22 protein-coding genes are annotated in these 21,256 nt (G+C 63.8%); 11 read left to right on the top strand and 11 right to left on the bottom strand.

Annotated features, from left to right (window positions below; translation table 11 throughout):
• Nucleotides 1-1,380: a hypothetical protein gene (locus EHW12_RS07410; RefSeq protein WP_223304380.1), complete on the top strand. Its 1,380-nt coding sequence runs from the start codon at nucleotides 1-3 to the stop codon at nucleotides 1,378-1,380.
• Here the strand turns inward: EHW12_RS07410 and EHW12_RS07405 are convergent.
• Nucleotides 1,337-1,762, bottom strand: a complete 426-nt coding sequence (locus tag EHW12_RS07405; RefSeq protein ID WP_007730102.1) for an NUDIX domain-containing protein — start codon at nucleotides 1,760-1,762, stop codon at nucleotides 1,337-1,339. The two genes, EHW12_RS07410 and EHW12_RS07405, sit on opposite strands and share 44 nt — an antisense overlap.
• A gap of 190 nt (nucleotides 1,763-1,952) precedes the next feature.
• Between EHW12_RS07405 and EHW12_RS07400 the strand changes: the two genes are divergently transcribed.
• Genes EHW12_RS07400 through mnhG form a run of 6 tightly spaced genes read left to right on the top strand, consistent with a single transcriptional unit; the run spans nucleotide 1,953 to nucleotide 8,307 of the window.
• Nucleotides 1,953-4,790: a Na+/H+ antiporter subunit A gene (locus tag EHW12_RS07400; RefSeq protein WP_007730104.1), complete on the top strand. Its 2,838-nt coding sequence runs from the start codon at nucleotides 1,953-1,955 to the stop codon at nucleotides 4,788-4,790.
• Entirely contained in the window at nucleotides 4,787-5,419 is a 633-nt protein-coding gene (locus EHW12_RS07395; protein ID WP_003945054.1) for a Na(+)/H(+) antiporter subunit C, read from the top strand. The genes EHW12_RS07400 and EHW12_RS07395 overlap by 4 nt, the downstream gene beginning before the upstream one ends.
• Nucleotides 5,416-7,131 carry a Na+/H+ antiporter subunit D gene (locus tag EHW12_RS07390; protein WP_054827818.1) on the top strand — a complete coding sequence of 572 codons (1,716 nt, stop codon included), beginning with the start codon at nucleotides 5,416-5,418 and terminating at the stop codon, nucleotides 7,129-7,131. Before EHW12_RS07395 ends, EHW12_RS07390 begins: the two co-directional genes overlap by 4 nt.
• Complete coding sequence (locus EHW12_RS07385; protein ID WP_003945063.1) at nucleotides 7,128-7,700, top strand: Na+/H+ antiporter subunit E; 573 nt, start codon at nucleotides 7,128-7,130, stop codon at nucleotides 7,698-7,700. Before EHW12_RS07390 ends, EHW12_RS07385 begins: the two co-directional genes overlap by 4 nt.
• On the top strand, nucleotides 7,697-7,966 hold the full coding sequence (locus EHW12_RS07380; RefSeq protein WP_003945061.1) for a monovalent cation/H+ antiporter complex subunit F: 270 nt from the start codon (nucleotides 7,697-7,699) through the stop codon (nucleotides 7,964-7,966). The genes EHW12_RS07385 and EHW12_RS07380 overlap by 4 nt, the downstream gene beginning before the upstream one ends.
• Nucleotides 7,966-8,307, top strand: a complete 342-nt coding sequence (gene mnhG, locus EHW12_RS07375) for a monovalent cation/H(+) antiporter subunit G (RefSeq protein WP_085989592.1) — start codon at nucleotides 7,966-7,968, stop codon at nucleotides 8,305-8,307. The genes EHW12_RS07380 and mnhG overlap by 1 nt, the downstream gene beginning before the upstream one ends.
• Here mnhG and EHW12_RS07370 read toward each other — a convergent pair.
• The 5 genes from EHW12_RS07370 to EHW12_RS07350 all read right to left on the bottom strand — a co-directional run bounded on the left by EHW12_RS07370 (nucleotide 8,273) and on the right by EHW12_RS07350 (nucleotide 12,745).
• Nucleotides 8,273-9,640 carry a phosphatase PAP2 family protein gene (locus EHW12_RS07370; RefSeq protein ID WP_003945056.1) on the bottom strand — a complete coding sequence of 456 codons (1,368 nt, stop codon included), beginning with the start codon at nucleotides 9,638-9,640 and terminating at the stop codon, nucleotides 8,273-8,275. The two genes, mnhG and EHW12_RS07370, sit on opposite strands and share 35 nt — an antisense overlap.
• A gap of 107 nt (nucleotides 9,641-9,747) precedes the next feature.
• Entirely contained in the window at nucleotides 9,748-10,872 is a 1,125-nt protein-coding gene (locus EHW12_RS07365; RefSeq protein WP_003945034.1) for a glutamate--cysteine ligase, read from the bottom strand.
• Nucleotides 10,873-10,962: 90 nt separating this feature from the next.
• Nucleotides 10,963-11,664 carry a superoxide dismutase family protein gene (locus EHW12_RS07360; protein WP_007730117.1) on the bottom strand — a complete coding sequence of 234 codons (702 nt, stop codon included), beginning with the start codon at nucleotides 11,662-11,664 and terminating at the stop codon, nucleotides 10,963-10,965.
• Nucleotides 11,665-11,759: 95 nt separating this feature from the next.
• The gene (locus EHW12_RS07355; RefSeq protein WP_064443285.1) at nucleotides 11,760-12,341 is read right to left on the bottom strand and encodes a LytR C-terminal domain-containing protein; all 582 of its coding nucleotides are present in this window, start codon (nucleotides 12,339-12,341) and stop codon (nucleotides 11,760-11,762) included.
• 53 nt (nucleotides 12,342-12,394) lie between these two features.
• Complete coding sequence (locus EHW12_RS07350) at nucleotides 12,395-12,745, bottom strand: DUF3263 domain-containing protein (protein ID WP_007730120.1); 351 nt, start codon at nucleotides 12,743-12,745, stop codon at nucleotides 12,395-12,397.
• Between the two features lie 244 nt (nucleotides 12,746-12,989).
• On the opposite strand from EHW12_RS07350, the gene EHW12_RS07345 reads away from it, so the two are divergent.
• The 3 genes from EHW12_RS07345 to EHW12_RS07335 are packed head-to-tail and all read left to right on the top strand — an operon-like array spanning nucleotide 12,990 to nucleotide 15,358.
• Entirely contained in the window at nucleotides 12,990-13,589 is a 600-nt protein-coding gene (locus EHW12_RS07345) for a peptide deformylase (protein WP_003945053.1), read from the top strand.
• Nucleotides 13,590-13,629: 40 nt separating this feature from the next.
• Nucleotides 13,630-14,541: a GNAT family N-acetyltransferase gene (locus EHW12_RS07340; protein ID WP_080726712.1), complete on the top strand. Its 912-nt coding sequence runs from the start codon at nucleotides 13,630-13,632 to the stop codon at nucleotides 14,539-14,541.
• A gap of 16 nt (nucleotides 14,542-14,557) precedes the next feature.
• The gene (locus tag EHW12_RS07335; RefSeq protein ID WP_065352094.1) at nucleotides 14,558-15,358 is read left to right on the top strand and encodes an exodeoxyribonuclease III; all 801 of its coding nucleotides are present in this window, start codon (nucleotides 14,558-14,560) and stop codon (nucleotides 15,356-15,358) included.
• A 44-nt stretch (nucleotides 15,359-15,402) separates the two neighbouring features.
• Here the strand turns inward: EHW12_RS07335 and EHW12_RS07330 are convergent, their stop codons facing one another.
• Nucleotides 15,403-15,753 (bottom strand): GNAT family N-acetyltransferase, encoded by a 351-nt coding sequence (locus tag EHW12_RS07330; RefSeq protein WP_003945052.1) that lies wholly within the window; start codon nucleotides 15,751-15,753, stop codon nucleotides 15,403-15,405.
• A gap of 237 nt (nucleotides 15,754-15,990) precedes the next feature.
• Here EHW12_RS07330 and thiD point away from each other — a divergent pair, with 237 nt between their 5' ends.
• Nucleotides 15,991-16,833, top strand: a complete 843-nt coding sequence (gene thiD, locus EHW12_RS07325; protein ID WP_064113527.1) for a bifunctional hydroxymethylpyrimidine kinase/phosphomethylpyrimidine kinase — start codon at nucleotides 15,991-15,993, stop codon at nucleotides 16,831-16,833.
• A 4-nt stretch (nucleotides 16,834-16,837) separates the two neighbouring features.
• Here thiD and EHW12_RS07320 read toward each other — a convergent pair whose 3' ends face one another.
• The 4 genes from EHW12_RS07320 to EHW12_RS07305 all read right to left on the bottom strand — a co-directional run bounded on the left by EHW12_RS07320 (nucleotide 16,838) and on the right by EHW12_RS07305 (nucleotide 21,146).
• Entirely contained in the window at nucleotides 16,838-17,689 is an 852-nt protein-coding gene (locus EHW12_RS07320) for an adenylate/guanylate cyclase domain-containing protein (protein WP_007730127.1), read from the bottom strand.
• A gap of 113 nt (nucleotides 17,690-17,802) precedes the next feature.
• Complete coding sequence (locus tag EHW12_RS07315; protein WP_187781773.1) at nucleotides 17,803-19,254, bottom strand: M20/M25/M40 family metallo-hydrolase; 1,452 nt, start codon at nucleotides 19,252-19,254, stop codon at nucleotides 17,803-17,805.
• A gap of 132 nt (nucleotides 19,255-19,386) precedes the next feature.
• Nucleotides 19,387-20,157, bottom strand: coding sequence for an ABC transporter permease (locus tag EHW12_RS07310; protein ID WP_047268852.1), 771 nt, complete (start codon nucleotides 20,155-20,157; stop codon nucleotides 19,387-19,389).
• Nucleotides 20,157-21,146, bottom strand: a complete 990-nt coding sequence (locus EHW12_RS07305; protein WP_058038516.1) for an ATP-binding cassette domain-containing protein — start codon at nucleotides 21,144-21,146, stop codon at nucleotides 20,157-20,159. Before EHW12_RS07305 ends, EHW12_RS07310 begins: the two co-directional genes overlap by 1 nt.
• Nucleotides 21,147-21,256: the final 110 nt, after the last annotated feature.

The raw sequence follows: 21,256 nt of genomic DNA, 5'->3' as shown, positions 1-21,256 counted from the left end.
GTGCCCATCGCCCGCAGGACGCTGCTCGTCGCGCTGAGTGGTGTGACGGCATTCGTCGTCACCGTCGTCGCCTTGGCACCGTTCGTGAACAGCCAGTCGACGTCGATTTCGACGGGCGACAGGTTCTGGTCGATCTCGACGATCGGCGCCGGCGTTCTGGCTGTCGTCGCGGTCGGGACAGCCGCGATGATGGCCCGCTGCCGCTTGCGGACCGCGGCCATGACGGTCTTCGGTGGACTCCTACTCGAACTGCCCGGGCTCTACGATCACAACTTCGAGGCACTCTCACCCGTGGGTGCGGGAGTCGCTGTCGGCGCGGTCACGGTTGCTGCCGCTCCCCGGGTCCGAGCCGCTTCCGTCGCGGGAACGATTGTTGCCGTGCATGTCTCGGATTCACTCCTCGACGAAGACGCTATTCCTCGGCGGTACGCGGACTACATCGCCGACAACACCAACCAGTTTCAACCACCAGTGTTGGGGGCAACACTGCTCGCGCTCGCTTTGGCCGCCGCCTGCGTCGCCGCGTTCTGGTTCCACGACTTCGACAAGGACCACCCCAAGGAACGGATGGCCGTTCGACCGGTGACTATCGCGGCGGTGCTCACTCTCTTCGGGGTCGCGGCGAATTGGTGGTTCGAGATCACCACCGTCACGGCGGCGGTGCCTCTACTACTCGTCGCGCTGGTGATCACGGTGATCTGCGCGCGGGTGCTGGGCGACGGCAGTCGAATCCTGCTGATGTGTACCGCTGCCGTCGCAACTCTGGCGGCGGTCTCGGCGAACCGTCCCGCAACCGAAGCCATGGAATGGTCGAAAACCCCCGCCTCCACCGCCGTCGTGATCGGACTCGTCATCGTCGCCGCGGCAGCGATCGGCGCGATCGCTCCCTCGCGAGTCGTCGGCTACGGATTGCTCCTGACGGTCACGGTCGCCGGGATCGTCAGCTACGCCACGTCGCCGTCGCCGAAGATCGGTGACGTTCTCACGATCAGCGATCTTCTTGTCGCCTTCACCGCTGCGGTCGTCACATACGCGATCGCCAGCGCGATGTACCGAGAGCCACCGCGGACCGGAGCGTCGCGAGCACTCGTCGGACTCGGTGTCATCTTCGGCCCGACGGCGCTGGCCCTGCTCGTCTATCCGCAGTTCGACTACGGATGGACGGCGTACACGCCGCTCGACGAGAACAAGCCCTTCAACGGCATCACGACGGTCGGCCCGTTCGAAATCTCGACCGACATTCTGATACTCGACGCCGTGGCGCTGATCATCGTGGCCGTCTGCGCCTACGTGAGTCTCCGATTGGGGCGGATCAATCGATCCGTTCCTCCGCCGATCAGTCGATCAGATCCATCGACGCCAGGCGATGGAACACTTTGAGCGATCCGGGCGCCACCTCGTCCATCGCTGCGTACTCGGCGAGCGTGAAGTAGCGGAACTCGGCGATCTCGCTGGTCGGGTGCGGGTCTCCGGCCATCTCCGCCAGATAACAACTCATGTGCAGGCCCGTGTCCGCGGAATGTCCGAAAGCGTGAGCCTCGAAGACGTCGAGGAACGTGACCGTCCCGTCGACCAGATCGACGTCGAGTTCCTCCCGAATTTCGCGGTGCAGTGCCTGCTCGGGCGTCTCCCCCGGGTCGATCTTTCCGCCGGCCATGTAGAACGCCGTCTTGCCCACGGAGCGGGTCTGGATCAGCTTGCGGTCACGAATGTGTGCAAGGGCAGCGGTACGGATGATCGTGGTGGGTGTCGACGAATTCACGTCGTCCAACCTACGTGTATCAGCGAGTGCCGATGATGTCCGAATCGACTCGCTGCACATCGAAACTGCCACGCCCGGTAATATGTACGCAAAGACAACCTCTCCGACAAGGTGAATTGTCTCGTTAATCCGATAGGTTCGATTTTGTTCGGACACCCCGCCGCCCGCTGACAACACGACGGAGTGCCTTTTGCTCGCTATCTTGCTTGCCCATGCCGTTGCCGCCCTCTTGGCTCCGCTTGTGGTGCGCAGGTTAGGGCGAAACGGCTTCTTCCCCCTCGCGATAGTCCCCCTCGCCGGCCTCGGCTGGGTCATCGACAAATGGGGCACCGTCGAGACGCTGCACATCACCTGGGTTCCAGGGCTGTCGATGGACATCGACTTCAGGTTCGACGCGCTTTCGGCCATCATGGCCGTGCTCGTCCTGGGTGTCGGCACGCTCATCCTGGTCTACTGCGCCCGCTATTTCACCGACGACGAACCTCGACTCGGTATCTTCGCCGCCGAGATGGTCGCCTTCGCGGGTGCCATGTTCGGGCTAGTGACCAGCGACAACATGCTGCTTCTCTACGTGTTCTGGGAACTGACAACGGTCCTGTCGTTCCTGCTCGTGGGTCACTACGCCGAACGCGCCACCAGCCGCCGCGCCGCGACCCAGGCACTGCTGGTCACCACCGCGGGTGGTCTGGCGATGTTGGTCGGCATGATCATCCTCGGCCAGGTCGGCGGCAGCTACAACCTGTCCGAACTGGTCGCGAACCCGCCGACGGGGTGGCTCCCGTCCGTCGCGATCGTCCTGATCCTGATCGGTGCGCTCTCCAAATCGGCAATCGTGCCCCTGCACTTCTGGCTTCCCGGTGCAATGGCCGCGCCAACCCCTGTCAGCGGTTATCTTCACGCTGCTGCAATGGTCAAGGCCGGTATCTACCTCGTCGCGCGCCTGGCTCCCGGGTACGCCGATTCGCCGCCGTGGCGCATCACCATCATCAGTTTGGGTCTGCTGTCGATGATCCTCGCCGGTTGGCGAGCCATGCGCGCGTACGACCTCAAACTCGTCCTCGCCTTCGGAACCGTCAGCCAACTCGGCTTCATGATGGTCCTGGTCGGCATCGGCACGCGTGACGCCGCCCTGGCCGGCATGACGATGGTCGTGGCGCACGCGATGTTCAAGGCCGCACTCTTCATGGTCGTTGGCATCATCGATCACACGACCGGTACCCGTGACCTGCGCAAACTTGCTCACCTGGGTAAAGCGGCACCCGCTCTCGCGATCATCGCGAGCCTCGCTGCCGCCAGCATGGCCGGTCTGCCACCGCTACTCGGATTCGTCGGCAAGGAAGCCGCACTCGAATCGGTGCTCGAAACGAACGCGCTCGGCCACTGGTCGTCCATCGCCGTCGTCACGGTGATCGTGTTGGGCTCGATCCTCACCGTCGGCTACAGCGTCCGCTTCATCTGGGGCGCCTTCGGACGTAAGACCCTGAGCAAGCCCAGCCCAGCCGTGAGCAAGATGCACAAGCCGGGTTGGCTGTTCCTGTTCGCGCCCGGCCTGCTCGCTGTTCTCGGTCTGGCCGCCGGCATTCTCTCGCCCCAGCTCGAGAAGCTGCTGACCCCGTACTCCACCACACTGGCCCCCGGACCTCACGCCGACTACCACCTCGCGCTGTGGCACGGATTCAACACTCCGCTGCTGCTCACCTGCATCGTCATCGCCGGCGGCATCGCGCTCTACATCGCGCAGCGTCAGATCAGCCGACTGCACTTCGAGCACCCGCCGCTCGGCAACGCCGACCGTATCTACGACGCGACCCTGCGCGGCATGGACACCATCTCGATGCGCCTGACCGGTGCCACTCAGCGTGGTTCGCTCCCCCGCACACAGTCGACGATTCTCGCGACGCTGGTCGTTGTGCCGCTGTTCCTGCTGATCATCGACACCGATGGCGGCGGAGTCGACCTTCGGATGTGGGATTCACCCATCCAGTTCACTATCGCGCTGATGATGATCTCGGCCGCCATCGCCGCGACGCTGATGCGCAACCGACTCGCCAGCGTCATCCTCGTCGGACTCACCGGCTACGGCTGCGGCGTGTTGTTCGCGCTGCACGGCGCACCCGACCTCGCGCTGACCCAGTTCCTCGTCGAGACACTGACACTGGTGATCTTCGTGCTCGTGCTCCGGAAGTTCCCCGCCGAAGTCGACGAGAGCAAGGCGATCGGCTTCAAGTGGCCGCGTGCCGCACTCGCTGTCGCCGTCGGTATCACCGTCACCACCATCGCGGCCTTCGCGACCAATGCCCGAAACACTCGTCCGATCTACGAGCTGCTTCCCGACGCTGCCTACGACCTGGGCAACGGCAAGAACGTCGTCAACGTCCTACTCGTCGACATCCGCGCATGGGACACCCTCGGTGAGATCTCGGTGCTGCTGGTAGCTGCGACAGGCGTCGCCAGCCTCGTCTTCCGCAACCGCCGGTTCGGTATCGCGCCGCGCGTCGCGGACGCCCCCTCCGTCATCGTCGACAAGGCAGCTGCCAACTCGGACACGACGTGGTTGCGCGGCGGAGACCTCATCGATCCTCGACACCGTTCGCTGGTTCTCGAGGTCACCACGAGGTTGATCTTCCCGACCATCATGGTGTTGTCGATCTACTTCTTCTTCTCCGGTCACAATGCCCCCGGTGGCGGTTTCGCCGGAGGCCTGACGGCGGGCCTGGCGCTGGTACTTCGGTACCTCGCCGGCGGACGCTACGAACTCGGTGAAGCCGTACCCATCGACGCGGGCAAGATTCTCGGCCTCGGTTTGGCGCTGGCCGCGGGCACCGCCCTGGTGTCGCTGTTCCTCGGCGCCCCGGCGCTCTCGTCCGCCGTCTTCGAGTTCACACTCCCGCTCATCGGCCACGTCAAACTGGTCACCGCACTGTTCTTCGACCTGGGCGTCTACCTCATCGTGGTCGGCCTGGTCCTGGACGTACTCCGAAGTCTCGGCGCCCGCCTCGACGCAGAAATCGAGGTGAAAGCACCATGAGCGCAAACATCGGAATGCTGATCCTGATCGGCGTCCTCACGTCGGCCGGTGTCTACCTGCTGATCGAACGAAGCATCACTCGGATGCTGCTCGGTCTACTTCTATTCGGCAACGCCATCAACCTCTTGATCCTGACCGTCGGTGGATCGGACGGGAATCCGCCCATCGTCGGCCGAGATTCGGTCCACGAGGAAATAGCGGATCCGCTCGCCCAGGGCATGATCCTGACGGCGATCGTGATCACGATGGGTATCGCCGGCTTCGTTCTGGCACTGGCGTACCGGTCTTACAAGATCAACACCGCCGACGCCGTCGAGGACGATCCCGAGGACACCAAGGTTCTCAAGCGTCGCCTGCCTGCCGACGCTCCCGACCACGACCGCTCCGACGACCCGGTCACCGGTGCCCCGAGCATCGGCGGCGACGCATTCGACAAGGACGGCAACCCTATTCCCCTCGAACAACTGGTCAACCTCGAGGACATCGAATGCTACGACGACCTCCACGACGGCGACTTCGAGGACGAACCGGTACCCGACTGGGCCACCGACCTTGCTCGTAAGAAGGAATCCGAGAAGCGGCGCAAAGACGCTCGCCAGACCAAGATCGAGGGAGGTGGAGGCGCATGACCATCTCGGACAACCTGATGGGAGCCCTTGCGCCCCTGCCCGTCTTGATCCCGATGCTGGCCGCAGCTGCGACGCTGGTCGTCGGCCGACGTCCTCGTTTCCAGCGCGTGATCACACTGATCGCGCTCGTCGGCGTCGTCGCGGTGTCGGGCTTGCTGCTCTACCTCGCCGACCGCGACGGTACGACGGCCGTTCAGGTCGGCGGCTGGGACTCCCCCATCGGCATCACACTCGTGGTCGACCGTCTCTCGGCGATGATGCTCGTGGTCTCGTCGGTGGTGTTGCTCGCCGTCATGATCTACGCGATCGGTCAGGGTATTCGCGACGGCAGCGAGGCCCAGCCGGTCTCGATCTTCCTGCCGACCTATCTCGCATTGACTGCCGGAATCTCCAACGCGTTCCTCGCCGGTGACCTCTTCAACCTCTACGTCGGGTTCGAGGTTCTGCTCGCCGCGAGTTTCGTGCTCCTGACGCTCGGTGCCAGCGCCGACCGCGTCCGGGCCGGCGTCTCGTACGTGATGGTCTCGATGGTGTCCTCGCTGATCTTCCTGGCGGGCATCGCCTTCGCCTACGCGGCGACCGGCACCCTCAACATGGCCGACATGGCCCTGCGCTTCGACAACATTCCGCCGGGCACACGAACCGCCATCTTCGCTGTCCTGCTCGTGGCGTTCGGCATCAAGGCCGCGGTTTTCCCGCTGTCCGCGTGGCTACCGGACTCGTATCCGACCGCGCCCGCACCGATCACCGCCGTCTTCGCCGGGTTGCTCACCAAGGTCGGTGTGTACGCGATCATCCGCGCACACTCACTGCTGTTCCCGCAAGGAGAACTCGACAACGTACTGATGGTGTGCGGCCTGCTCACGATGGTGGTCGGCATCATGGGTGCCATCGCGCAGAGCGACATCAAACGTCTGCTCTCGTTCACACTGGTCAGCCATATCGGTTACATGATCTTCGGTATCGCACTGTCCACGACGTCCGGGCTGTCCGGCGCGATCTACTACGTCGCCCACCACATCATCGTGCAGACGACGCTCTTCCTCGTCGTGGGTCTGATCGAACGACAAGCCGGGTCGTCGTCGCTGCGCCGTCTCGGCGGTCTGGCGGCGGCCAGCCCGATCCTCGCGATCGTCTTCCTGATCCCGGCGCTGAATCTCGGTGGTATCCCGCCGTTCTCGGGCTTCATCGGCAAGGTCGCGCTCCTTCAGGCCGGTGCGGCCGACGCCAGCGCGTTGGCTTGGATCCTCGTTGCCGGCGGCACGATCACCAGCTTGCTGACGCTCTACGCCGTCGCCCGCGTGTGGACCAAGGCTTTCTGGCGAGCCCGGGCCGACGCGCCCGAAGGTGACCTCGCCGACGTCAGCCCGTCAGCGTTGATCGACGAGTCCGAAGAGGACATCGCGTTCGTCGACCGCGAGGATGTCGGCAAGATTCCGCTCTTCATGCTGATTCCGACGGTCGGACTTGTCATCGTCGGTCTGGCACTGACGGTGTTCGCGGGCCGGATCATCGACATCAGCGACAGAGCGGCGAAGGACCTGCAGGACCGGTCCATCTACATCGACGCGGTTCTCGGCAACCACCGGCCCGTGCCGGTCGACGAAGCTCCCGTCGCTGCAGACGACCCTGCTGTAGCTCCCAGTACCGATGTCCCGAATACCGAGGCCCCGAACACCGACGTCCCGAATACCGAGGAGGCTCCGCGATGAAACGCGAACAGGTACTCCGCGTCGGGATCCTGCTGTGGCTGATGGTCGTATGGATCCTGTTGTGGGGCAACATCAGTTTCGGCAACATCTTCGGCGGACTCGCCGTCGGCCTGATCATCATGGTCCTGCTTCCCCTCCCCCGCGTACCGGTCGAGGGTCGGGTACATCTGCTGTCGATTCTGCGTCTGCTGTGGATGATCGTGTACTACGCGATCCAGTCGAGTATCCAGGTCGCGTGGCTGGCGATCCGTCCGTCGCCGCCGCCGGTCACCGGAGTTCTGCGGTACCAACTCGGGATCAAGTCCGACCTGGTTCTCACGCTGTGCATCGACGTTCTCAACCTGATCCCCGGCACGATGGTTCTCGAGATCGACCAGAACCGACGCATCGTCTACGTCCACGTGCTCGACGTCGGCTCGCAGAAAGCCGTCAGCGCGTTCTACCGCTCGGTGGAGGACCTCGAGCGGTTGTTCATCGCGTCGTTCGAACGTGATTCGGACTGGCAACCCAGCCCATGGCACCAGCGCGACTACGAATTCGATGCACCCCGGCAGGAGGACCAACCATGAACGGGTTCATCACCACGATCTTGATCATTTCCGGAGTGATTCTGCTGATCGCCGCCGTACTGACCACGTTCCGATTGCTCGACGGTCCGAGCTCACTCGACCGCCTCGTCGCCCTGGACACGATCATCGCGGTCTCGATGTGTGGACTCGCGGTCTGGGCCGCGTACAGCAAAGACACGACCATCGTTCCCGCGATCGTCGCGCTGGCGCTGGTCGGCTTCATCGGTTCGGTGTCCGTCGCGCGCTTCCGGGTGAGTGACCAGTGATCGGCAACATCCTCGACACGATCGGGGCCATCTCCATCTTCCTCGGCGCGCTGCTCGCGCTGACCGCCGCGGTGGGAATCGTTCGCTTCCCCGACACTCTGCGTCGTATGCACGCGGCCACGAAACCTCAGGTGGTCGGACTGATCTTGGTCCTGATGGGCGCCGTGTTCCTGCTTCGTGGGAGCGTCGACATCTGGATGTTGGTCCTGGTGGGCATCTTCACGCTGCTGACGGCGCCCGTGATCGCGCACAGCGTCGGCCGAGTCGCCTACCGCGAACAGCGCGAAGAGGACGACCTCATGAAGATCAACGAGCTGGAAGACCCGGACTCTCTCCTGTAACGGCATCCCACTCGCCGTCGCGCTCGCCCCACACCGCAAGAGCAGTGCCGGGGCGGGCGAAGAAGGTGGCGAAGTACGCCACCGACATGAGAACCAGGACAGCCATCAGCAGCGGCCCGAAGATCGCCGGGTACTCGGCCATCTGCACCGCAGCGAACCGGTACGAGAGCAACAATCCCGCCAGGAGTGCCGAGCCACCGATCAACAGACGCACTCGGAACCACCCCCAGCCTCGCTCCGGATCCCGTAGCGCCGCATCGAGGGTCAAGCACAGGACGGCACCGGCAATGAGGTCGACGCCGTAGTGGAATCCGAAACCGAGCGTCGCGGTCAGGGTCGCAACGAGCCAGAACGATCCCAGGCTGCGAATCCACCACGGCCCGCTGCGCGAGTGGATAAACAATGCGACCGCCCACGCGGTGTGCAGGCTCGGCATGCAGTTTCGCGGTGCGGCGTCGTCGAACGGCAGCGACGACGGTGATGCGAAGTCGAAGTTGGGCACGATGTTCGGCCAGTAGTCACCGATCTGGAATCCGAACCCACGCGGACCGAAGGCGAACACCGGGCCGACCACCGGGAACAGGACGTAGAAGATCGGGCCGATCAGCCCGATGAGCAGGAACGTGCGCAGCAGGTGATGCGACGGCCATCCCTTACGTACTTGATAGAGAGCAACCACGATCACCGCGACCGGCAGTTCGACGTAGATCCAGTCGAGGGCTGCTGCACCGACGGGGCCCATGGCGTCGACGATCTGGCCCATCACCCACGACGGATTCCCGAGAGCCTGGTCGGCGAGGAACACGTACTCGTCCCACACGTCGGTGCCGACGAGAATGGTGATCTCCAGCCACGTCTCGGCAACCTTGGCCGCGATGATGAGCAACGCGCCCAGCGCGACGCCGTGCAGAACGCTGAGTCGACGCTCACCGGACAACTTCCACACCGCGTACACCGCGATGGCCGTCAGCACCCAGGTGCCGCCGGTGCCCATAGTCAGCGGTCCACCCGAGAACCAGCGGATCGCGCCGACGACCACGTCGATCACGACGGCCGCGGATACCGCGTAGATGCGTTCTTTGTTGTTCAGTCCGACGAGCGCGAGAGCGAGGCCCACCCAAGGCATGGTCGCGGAGCGGGGAACGAGGAAGTAGTCACCAAACAGGCTTTCCACCGGACCGAGATAGCCCTTGTACGACGCGAACGCCTGCACGCCCAGGACCAGCACGGTCAATGCTGCTGTGCCGATCAGAAGGAGTCGGTGAGAACTCGACCACGAACGGTCCGACTGTCCGGGTGCGCCCCCTCGTTGGGACCAACTGTCTATCAACACCGGACAATAGTAAACGGCGTGTGAACTGAATATGGACACCCACTGGACAAACGGTTGGTATGCCCGGATTTCCAGTCCGCGAAACAGCCATTCGCACTGTGAACCTGCTAGGTGCCCAACTCTGCGACCAAGGCGTCGACGACCGCAACCAGATCGCCGCCCGTCGCTTCCGCGACACGACGTTGCCGCTGGTAGGACGCGCCGCGACGGGGAATGTCCGCCACCGACGCCAACTCGTCCGCGCAGCCGAGTGAGACCGCAATCGGCGCCAAGTCGTCGAGCAGGCGATCCAGATCGTCAGTGACGAGGCACTCGTTTGCGTCGGAGTCGAGGATGATCTCGGCGTCCAGTCCGTATCTCGCTGCGCGCCACTTGTTTTCCTTGACGTGCCACGGCTGCATGTTCGGCAGAGTCTCACCGGCGCTCAGTCTGCGGTCCAGATCGACGATGAGGCAGTGGACCAGAGCAACGAGGGCACCCAGTTCGGCGCGTGTCGAGACGCCGTCGAACACCCGGACCTCGATGGTTCCCCACTTCGGCGCGGGACGGATGTCCCAGTGCATGCCACCGATCTTGGTGATCACACCGGTCTTCATCTGGTCGTCGATGAACGACTCGTATTCGGCCCAGTTCTCGAACTGGTACGGAAGACCTGCGGTGGGGAGCTGCTGGAACATCAACGCTCGATTGGACGCATAGCCGGTGTCGACACCGGCCCACATCGGCGAGGATGCCGACAGCGCCAGCAAATGCGGATAGCGCTGCAGCAGTGCGTTGATGATGGGGAAAACGCGGTCCGCGGACGAGACACCCACGTGGACGTGCACGCCCCAGATCAGCATCTGCCGACCCCACCACTGCGTGCGTTCGATGAGCTCGTCGTAGTCGGGCGTCCGGGTGACCAACTGAGTCGACCATTGCGCGAACGGGTGCGTGCCCGCGCTGATGAGGTCGACGCCCAGCGGATTCGCAGCGCGACGCAGCAGATCCAGTGACCTGTCGAGATCACTCATCGCCTCGCCGACCGTCGAATGAATACCCGTGACGAGTTCGACGGTATTTCGCAGTAGTTCCTTGGTGATGTGCGGGGTTTCGGAGCCGGCAAGCTCTTCGACCGCCGAAAACACCTCGGCTGCTGTGTTGGAGAGATCTCTGGTCTTGCGATCGACCAGCGCGATCTCCCACTCCACGCCCAGCGTCGGGCGCGGCGAACCTGGAAATGGAACTACCACGCAGAGAATCCAATCACAGTGTCGGTAAAAACACCGTGCTGGCTACTGCGTGGTAGTCGCCGGAAGTGATGCAAAACTCAGGTGAGTTTGTCAGCTCTTGGTGATGACACCGCAAGCAACGCGTCCGCCTGCGTCACCGGTGTCGAGGGTCTGCTGGTCCGGTGCCGGCGCGTAACGCGTCGGGATGTTGCCGAAGTTGTCCGCTCCGGCGTGGATCATGACGGATGTTCCACCGTTTGCGACCAGTTCGTCGACGGTGAATGCATCGGTGGTGGTGACCAGCGTGGCGGTGCCGTCTTCGAGGACCTGAACCGAAGTGAGGTCGCCGCTCGCCGGGTGGCCCGTGTGACCCTCGGCCTGGAAGTGTCCACCTGCCGAGAGGAAGTTACCCGGCTCTCCGCCGCTGGGGGCAACGGAATTGGTCTCGCACTTGGCGACCTGGTGGACGTGGAATCCGTGGAAGCCGGGGGTGAGGCCCTTGGCGTCGAGGGTGACCTTGACGTCGCTACCTTCCTGCGCGAACGTGACCGTTCCGACCTTGGCGCCGTCGGTGCCGTTCAGCGTTGCGGTGACCGTTTCGGCAGAAGCGCCGGCGTGAGCCGTCTCGGAACCGTGGCCGCCCGCGCTTTCGTGCGCGCTGGGATCGGCTGCACCGGTCCACACCGGAGGAGTCGTGCCGGGGACGCTGCTGGGCTCTTCGCTGTTACTGCAAGCGGTCAAGCCGAAAGCGGCAATCGCGACTACAGGGGCAACGACGCGCCAGGACATACGCCGGGTGCTGCTGGGGGCCATCGAACCGCTCCTTTGAGGTGGCGAGAAAGTGCTTCTGATCATAACGGCGCGTGTAGTAGCTGGAACCGACGGGTCAGTTCCACCTTCACGACCGGTCAGTTGGAGGTCACGATCACGATCACGCCAGGTGACGCGTTCGCGATGCCGGCGAATCGAGGCTCTGCGGAGACTCCGAGTTCAGCCGCGATCTTCTGCGCCGCTGCCTTCTCCGCCGCGGACGATCCGTAATACACCGTCGTCGTACTGACGGTGCCCTCGCTGTAGTTACCCGTCTCCTCGACGTTCCAACCTGCTGCCGTCAATTCCTCGGCGGTACCTGCTGCCAGACCCGAGACGGTGCTGTTGTTGAGAACTCGAACGCTGACATTCGACGTGTCGGTGCCGCTCGCGGAGCTGGAAGTCGTGGTCGTCGCAGTTCCCGAGGGACGCGAGGTAGTGGTGGTATCGCCCGAAGCGGGTTGCGTCGTCGCTGCCGGCTTGGAAGTGGCAGGTGCCGGCGCGGGGGCGCTCGTCGTGGCAGGCGCCGAGGATTCGGTCTGCTCTGCTGCGGTGTTCTCGTCGCTCGATCCACCGAGTGAGGCTGCTCCGAGACCGATGAACACGATCGCCAACGCGATCAACACCATGGCGATTGCGCGAAGCGGAGGTCCGGACGGCTGCTCTTTCGGGGTACTCACGATGTCGACCTTATCGCCAGTGCGTGGACAGCCCGATCATATGTACGCGTGATTCAGGTGACCTCGAAGCCGAGGCGACGCGCGGCCCTGGCCTTCTGACGGCTGGCGCGCAGACGACGCAGGCGCTTGACCAGCATGGGATCAGCCGCCAAGGATTCGGGGCGATCGACCAAGGCATTGAGAACCTGGTAGTAGCGGGTTGCCGACATGTCGAACAACTCCTTGATGGCTTCTTCCTTCGCACCGGCGTACTTCCACCACTGACGCTCGAAGGAGAGGATGTCGTGCTCCCGGCGGGTGAGGCCGTCTTCGCCGACCTCGTGCATGCCTGCTGTATCTACTACCGAATCGTCGGCGCCAGTGCCTTCGGACTGGTTCCGACTACGCGCGGTTGCGCCGTCCATGTCACTCCTCGACTGCTGTGCTCGGCGTCAGCGAGACTCGTATGCCCGGTGTTCTTTTCCGACCGATATTCTCGCGGCCGTGAGTTTCCCGGTCCCCTGGCCCGAAGGTAACTCACAATTTCCCCCGCGGCCCACGTTCCGACCGAGCAACGAATTACATCGCTGTTCTTCAGCAACCATTGAACCATGATCGAGTGTGCGGGCCGTGATAACTACGCGGGCGCGCCGCACTATCCTTGTCCGCATGGCTATCCTCCCCATCCGAATCGTCGGCGACCCGGTACTGCACAAGGCGACAGAGCCGGTCACTCAGTCCCCGGCCGAGATCGCCGAACTGATCGCAGACATGTACGAGACGATGGACGCTGCCAACGGCGTCGGTCTGGCGGCCAATCAGGTCGGTGTTCCACTGCGAGTCTTCGTCTACGACTGCCCCGGCGACGACCGCAGCAGCGAGCGTCGACGCGGCGTCGTCGTGAACCCGGTACTCGAGACGTCCGAAATCCCCCAGACGATGCCCGACCCGGACGAAGACTTCGAGGGTTGCCTGTCCGTTCCGGGCGAGCAGTTCCCGACGGGTCGCGCCGATTGGGCGAAGGTCACCGGCACCGACGCCGACGGCAACCCGATCGAGGTCGAGGGCACCGGATTCTTCGCACGGATGCTCCAGCACGAGACCGGGCATCTCGACGGTTTCCTCTACACGGACGTACTCATCGGCCGCAACGCGCGTGCTGCCAAGAAGATCATCAAGCGTTCCGGTTGGGGCAAGCCCGGTCTGACCTGGACGCCGGGGACCGTCGACGATCCGTTCGGTCACGACGACGACGATTACGAAGACTGAGAATTCTGCTCTGAACGGCAACATTTCGATCGGTAGCCGGGTGGTTTTGCGATACAAGCTCCCACCCGGCTATTCGCATCCCATGACCGACGTCATCGGCATCCTCGAGGGCGCCGATCCCATCGCCGTCCGCGCCGGCGACGGTCGGCTGGTCCAGGTCTCCGCCGATCAGGTGATCGCGCTCAAGAGTCTCTCGGCCCGCCCGATTCGCATCGGCGAGATTCGAAACCTCGAAACGGCTGCTGCGGCGGCGTGGCCGGGTGTCGAGCAGGCGTGGATCGACGGTTGGTTGCTGCGCGCCGGTCACGGTGTCACCGGCCGCGCCAATTCGGCTTTGCCGCTCGGTGGTGCGGGAGCGGTTGCCGGCTTCGACGCGAGCACCATCGAGCGGATACGCCAGTGGTTCGGTGACCGCGGCCTGCCGACCCTGCTGCTCCTCCCCGATCGACTCGGCACCGCTCCGGACGGGTGGACCAGCAAGAAGGAAACCATCGTGATGGCCGCCGATCTGGACAATGTCACGCTGCCGCTCGGTCCTCCGGTCACCTCGTTCGCCGACCACCCCAACCACAACTGGCTGTCGATGTACGACGCCCACGGCGATCCGGCGTACGTCGAGGCGGTCCTCACGGCTGTCGTGGGCACTGCAACTTTCGGCGCGATCGGAAACACCGACACGACGCTTGCCATCGGGCGCGCTGCGCTCACCGAGGCGCCCGACCACAAACGCTGGGTAGGACTGACCGGCATTCACGTCGCCCCTGAACACCGTCGTCACGGAATCGGGTCGCTGATCTGCGGAGATCTACTCTCCTGGGGTCGTGAGAACGGTGCGACGCACGCGTACCTCCAGGTTTCGGCGGACAACTTCGCGGCGATCGCGCTCTACGAGCAGCTCGGATTCGTCGAACACCACCGCTACCGATACGCCACCGATCCTGTCGGCGGCTGACGCTAGGCTTGCCCTCGTGCGCATCGCTACCTGGAACGTCAACTCCGTCCGTGCCCGTACCGACAGGATCATCGACTGGCTCGGTCGATCCGACGTCGACGTCCTGGCAATGCAGGAAACCAAGTGCAAGGACGAGCAGTTTCCGTACGAACGCTTCAAGGAAATCGGCTACGAGGTCGCCCACGTCGGGTTGAGCCAGTGGAACGGTGTCGCCATCGCTTCCCGCGTCGGCTTGGACGACGTGCAGATCGGATTCGAGGATCAGCCCGGATTCGACAAGGATCCCGAGGCAGACCCGGTCCGCGAGGCACGTGCGATCGGTGCGACCTGCGGCGGTGTGCGGGTGTGGAGCCTGTACGTCCCCAACGGCCGTGAGCTGGAAGACCCGCATTACGCCTACAAGCTGGATTGGCTGGCCAAGCTGCGCGACGACGCGGAGGGCTGGCTCAAGCAGGATCCCGACGCGCAGATCGCCCTGGTCGGCGACTGGAACGTCGCTCCCACGGACGACGACGTGTGGGATCCCGCTTTCTTCGAGGGCAAGACCCACACGTCGGAGCCGGAACGAGCTGCGTTCACCGCCTTCACCGAGTCCGGGTTCGCGGACGTAGTTCGCCCGTACACACCCGGTCCCGGCGTGTACACGTACTGGGATTACACGCAGCTTCGCTTCCCGAAGAAGCAGGGCATGCGAATCGACTTCATCCTCGGCTCACCGGCATTCACAGCTCGCGTCGAGGCGGCCGAGATCGATCGAAACGAGCGAAAAGGCAAGGGCGCCAGCGATCACGCTCCGGTGATCGTGAATCTCGGGTGATCGTGAATCTCGGAGCCTGATCGTCTGTTTGCACCCTCGGGCTTCTAGTCCTCGACGAGCAGTTCCAGATACTCGGGATGCTCGCCGAGGTACCGCTGAACATAGGTACACACGGGCCGTACCGACCATTCACGTTCACGGGCGCAGTCCATTGCGAACTGCACGAGTACGGCTGCCAGTCCCTGCCCGCCGTACTCCTCTTTGACAACGGTATGCATGTACGCAACCACGTCGCCCGCTTCGGCTCCGCTCCCCGAAATCTCGTCTTCGTCGCGGTATCCGAGGATGCCGACCAACTCGTCGTCGGAGAGCAGTTCGAATCGTTCGTGCGACGGATTGTCCACGAGCGTGACTTCCGGTGAGGTTCCGGTTTTCGAATTTTCGATGTCGTTCATTGCGGCGACCTCCACGGCACGATGTGCACCTGCGCGATCGGCGACAGCTGCGTTCGCACGCTCTCCATAACTGTGATCCATGCCACTCATAGAATCAGCTACCGACGACGCTGTCCCGGGTTCGACCAATTTTTGCACCGGGAACGACCGGATCGCAATCGCAGTTCGCGCCGTCGTTCCCGCGAGAGGTGGGACCGAGCTGCCGTTTCCCCAGGTCCGATCGGTAGGCTCGTCGTCGTGAAGCTGCTGCCCCTGACCCCCGCCGGACAGACCCCGATTCGGGCATTGACCATCGCCGGAACCGACTCCGGTGGCGGAGCCGGCATTCAAGCCGATTCCCGCACGATGGCGATGTGCGGAGTGCACGCCTGCGTGGCCGTCGCCGCAGTGACGGTCCAGAATTCGGTGGGAGTCAGCGGATTCCACGAGATTCCGCCGGAGATCGTCGCCGACCAGGTGCGCGTCGTGGTCTCGGACATCGGCGTCGGTGCGGCGAAGACGGGAATGCTCGCGTCGACGACCATCATCGAAGCGGTGGCCGCGGTTGCCGCCGAGGTTGGGATCGGCCGCGACCGTCCGATTCCGCTCGTGGTCGACCCGGTGTGCGCGTCGATGCACGGCGATCCGCTGTTGCACGAAGAAGCTCTCGACGCGGTCCGCAACACCTTGATTCCGGCAGCCACGGTGGTCACTCCGAACCTCGACGAGGTTCGGTTGATCACCGGTATCGAGGTCGTCGACGACAAGAGCGCCCGCCAAGCGGCAGAAGCGCTGCATGCGCTCGGCGCTCAATGGTCCATCGTCAAGGGTGGCCACCTTCGTACTTCGGAGTTGTCCACCGACCTGTTGTTCGACGGCGACCGTTTCCTCGAATTCAGCAGTGCCCGGATCGACACCGGCAACGATCACGGCGGCGGAGACACGCTGGCTGCTGCGATCACTTGCGCTCTCGCACACGGCCATTCCGTTCCGGACGCGGTGGCGTTCGGCAAAGAGTGGGTGACCAAGTGTCTCGAGGCGTCGTACGACCTCGGCGCGGGACATGGTCCGGTGTCCCCGCTCTGGCGGCTCCAGGTTTAGTGCGCTAGTTCCGGCGCACGCGCCAGATTCCCAGGTCGACGGGAACTCCGTTGGGCGTGGTCGCGAAAAACCCTCGCCGCCATGGCCGGATCGTGAGATCGAGATCCTCCAGGGTGCCGGCTTCGAGTTCCTCGAGAGTTGTCGCCGACATCATGACGTTGCCGTCGCCGCCCAAGCCCATCATCCGGGCGGCGATGGTCACGTCGACGCCGAGCCAGTCGTCACCGATCTGACGCGGGGTACCCGTGTGTAGGCCGACGCGCATGCGCGGGGTGTATCCGTCGAGATCGACTTCCGCGAGCGCGTCCTGCGCGGTGAACACCGCCTTCAATGCCGCATCCGGGCGAATGAACACTGCCATCAGACCGTCGCCCATCCGTTTGACGACGTGTCCGCCGTTGTCGGTGATCGGAGTTTCCACGGCCTGCGCCACCGCACGCAGAAGGGTCAGCGTCGCGCCGTCACCGGCTGCGAGCGACCAGGTGGAGAAGCCCACCAGATCGGTGAAGACGATGGTCAGTTCTTGATCGCCACGTCCGCGGCCCATCTTTTCCAGCGCTGCCTGCCACACCTGCAGTGCTCCGAGGCTCACTTCGCGAGTGGCTGCCGGCTTCTGATCGAGCAATCTGTCAGCGACGCGCGCCACGGCGCGCGCACCGCCGGGGCCGGCGAGCGAGAGCGGATCCCCAAACCCTGGATCACCGGGTAGTGCCCGCCTGAGGCGTCGTAGCGCGTCGATGAGCTGCTGCCGACGGTTAAGTTCTGCCGCAGAGTTCAAGACGACGTCGACGACGCCTCGAACCGAGGAGGAAGAAGCACCTGCCGTGTCGGTGTTCTCCGGGGACAGATCAGCCATAACTCAAGCGTAACTCAGAGTTACAGACAGTGTGCTGCCGCCGTTCTCGCACAGTGGCCTCCTGGTCGCTCGCACAGTCGATCATTCGGTCAGTCGATCATTCGGTCAGTCGATCATTCGGTTCTGGCCTGTGTCCGGGCATCGCCGACGGGAACTCCGTTCGGCCCGCTCAAATCCTGGGCATACGTCGCAACTCCGAAGGCTACTGCAGAAGCGTTGGCAGCGAGCGCTTCGCGATCGATGTTCGCGAGGTTGTCCTGGGCACTGTGGTAGTTCGGGTCGAAAGTCTCCTCCGCCTCTCCGCCCCACTTCTCGGCCTGTGCCGGCGTCTTGCGCTCGTCCGCGCCGCTGAACACTCCGCCCGCCGGGATCCCGATCTCGATGAACGGGCCGTAGTCGGAGCGCCCGTCGAAGTCCGTTCCGTCCGCCGCAATCCCTCGCCCGGCGAGAAAATCGACGAAGGTGCGCTCGATGCCCGCCGACCCCTCGGGCCCGGGCCCCTCCCCGACGGCATCCGAGTTGTCGCCGTCGTAAGCCAGGTATCCGGCGTTGGGCGAACCGAGCATGTCGAAATTCAGGTACAGGGCGATGTCGGCCCGTTCCTGATCGCTCAGACCCTCGACGTAGCGGGTGGAGCCGACCAATCCCACTTCTTCCGCTCCCCAGAAAGCGAAACGCACGGCATTCTCGATGCTCGGTGAGCTTCCCATCTGCAGCGCGGTTTCCAGTACGGCTGCGGTACCGCTTCCGTTGTCGTTGATTCCGGGACCTTCCGGCACACTGTCCAGGTGGGCGCCCACGACAACCACGTTGTCGGTCGCGCCGGTCTTGGTCTGCGCAATCACGTTGCGCGACTTCGTCGTTTCCGTCGACGTGTCGAGAATCAGCGTGAGGTCTCCGGGCGCTGCGGCAAGAGCCTCGCCCGACGCCTTACTCACCCCGCCGGTCGGAATGCGGGCGTCTTCGGGTTCACCCAAGGTAGCCCCGCCCAGCATTGCGTCCTCGTTGTTGGCAACCAGCAACGCCGCCGCGCCGCGATCAGCGGCGATCTTCTGCTTGTCGCCGAACGGGCACACTCCGCGGGTGACCAGCACGATTGCACCGTTCACGTCGCGGCCGTCGTAGTCGGTGGCCTCGCAACCGGGGGTCTCGTCGGCGGGAATCGCCACCAGACGCGCCGTGATTCCGGTCGGTCCCGTGGAGGTGGAATATGTCAGCGCCCGCACCGGAACATCGGAGCCGTCAGCGGCTTTCAGGGATTCGGTGCCGGGATCGAAGGAGCTGAAGTCGAATTCCGGGGTGCTGACCTCGAAACCCTTGTCTTCGAGCAGGTTTGCCACGTAGTCGACACTGGCGTCGTAGCCGGGGGTACCGGCCGATCGATTGCCCTCGTTGTTGGCGGCGATCTTCTCGAGTTGCTCCAGATGCCCGGTCACGGCGTCGACCGTGACGGTCTCGGAGAATGCAACCGGGTCTGTCGGGACGGCCGCTTCACTTCCCGACGAGCATCCACTCACCACGAGTGCTCCAGCCATTGCGACCACAACCACACCGAAGAGTCTCATCTTCGGAGGATATCGGCCGAAGCACAGGAAAGGGACCCAGTACGAATGGTTTTTCGTACTGGGTCCCTACTCTGCTGTCACTCCTGGTTCTCGGTAGGTCTCCCGACAACACCTACCGAGGGAGCGACAAGATCAGGCGTCGCGACGATTCACGATGACGATACTTGCTCCGAAAATCACCAGAACGAAGGCCGCGAAGTAGATCAGGCTGCCCCAGGGTCCCCAGTGGAAGTCGACGCCACCGCTGCTCGCACTGAGGAAGTGGTTTGCATTCGCGAACGGCAGGAACGGGGTGATCTTCTCGCCGAAGCTGCCGAACAGTCCGAACAGGCTCTCGATGAGCAGCGGCCAGAGCAGGAGCAACGCAATTGCGCCGGCCGACTGGCGAATGATCGATCCGACGCCGACAGCGAGAATCACGCACAGGAAGGCGTAGATCGGGATGCCGTAGATCGCGCGCCAGTCACTGCCGCTCGACAGGGTCAATCCGGCACTCGCCTCGGTACCGGCGATGGCCTTGGCCATGGCGTACGCGCCGAAGGCGAGAACAAATGTCAGTACAGCACCGAAAGCACCGATGAGGCCGGCTTTGGCGATCAGAACCGAGGCACGGTTCGGAACGGCCTGGAAGGTGGTGCGGATGGTCCCGAAGCGGTACTCACTGGTGACCGCGAGGGCCGCCATGATCATGAGAACCATGATTCCGAAACCCGAGATGCCGGCCGTGGCAACGGCGGTGTCGAGGTCCGGTGCTCCCTGGACGTCGGAGGACGTCAGAGCCGACTTGGCAACCGCGCCCATGATGGCCGCGAAGCCGAGCGCGAGCACGACGATGATGACCGAGCACCACAGCGGCGACTTGGTCGTGGTGATCTTGATACGTTCAGCACTGAGAACAGCCATTACAGTGCACCTCCCATAGCCTGCTGCGTGTTTGCCTGCTGTGTATTTGCGTGGTGTGCACCGACACCCGGATCGATACCGGATGCGTGGTACTGGACATCGTCCCCGGTCAACTTCATGAACGCATCCTCGAGCGACCCCTGCTGAGAAGCCAACTCGTACAACACGATCCCCTGCGAACCAGCCAAACCACCGATCACATCGGTGGTCGAATCCACGACCACCAAAGCCGGGGCAACACCGGAACCGTCCTCACGCACCGTCAACCCCTGCGAGAGCAACACACTGCGCAACGCATCGAGCTGAGGACTACGCACCCGCACCGTCGACTCCGACGAACGATCCACGAACTCCGCAACCGTCGAATCCGAAATCAACCGACCCCGACCGATCACCACCAACTGCTCCGCCGTGAGCGCCATCTCCGACAGAAGGTGACTCGACACCAACACCGTGCGGCCCTCGGCCGCCAACCGCTGCATGAACTTACGAATCCAGACGATGCCCTCCGGATCGAGACCGTTGACCGGCTCGTCGAACAACAACACCTTCGGATCCCCCAACAACGCACCCGCCAACCCCAGACGCTGCGACATTCCCAACGAGAACCCGCCGGCCTTCTTGCCCGCCACCTCGGACAACCCGACCAACCCGAGCACCTCGTCGACCCGGGACTTCGGGATCCCGTTCGAAGCAGCCATCCACTGCAGATGCGCACGCGCACTGCGATTGGGGTGCACCCACTTCGCATCCAACAACGCACCCACCGTCCGCAACGGCGTCTTGAGCTCCCGGTACGGCTTGCCCTCGATCAACGCCGCACCCGACGTCGGCTGATCCAAACCCAGGATCATCCGCATCGTCGTCGACTTACCGGCACCGTTCGGGCCCAGGAAGCCCGTCACGATGCCCGGCTTGACCGTGAACGACAAATCGTCCACCGCTTTCGTCGGTCCGTAAACCTTGGTCAATCCCCTCAGTTCAATCATGAGGAGAACTTTGCCCTACCGGCAATGACCAGCACATCGGCCACAGGTCTAGTTCCGAGTGGTACTCAGGTAGGACACGAAGCCGGACAATCCGGGCATAACCCTGAGAA

It is taken from the genome of Rhodococcus sp. NJ-530, from assembly GCF_003860625.1.
Lineage (GTDB): Bacteria > Actinomycetota > Actinomycetes > Mycobacteriales > Mycobacteriaceae > Rhodococcus_F > Rhodococcus_F qingshengii.
This window is presented reverse-complemented; position numbering and strand designations above follow the sequence as displayed.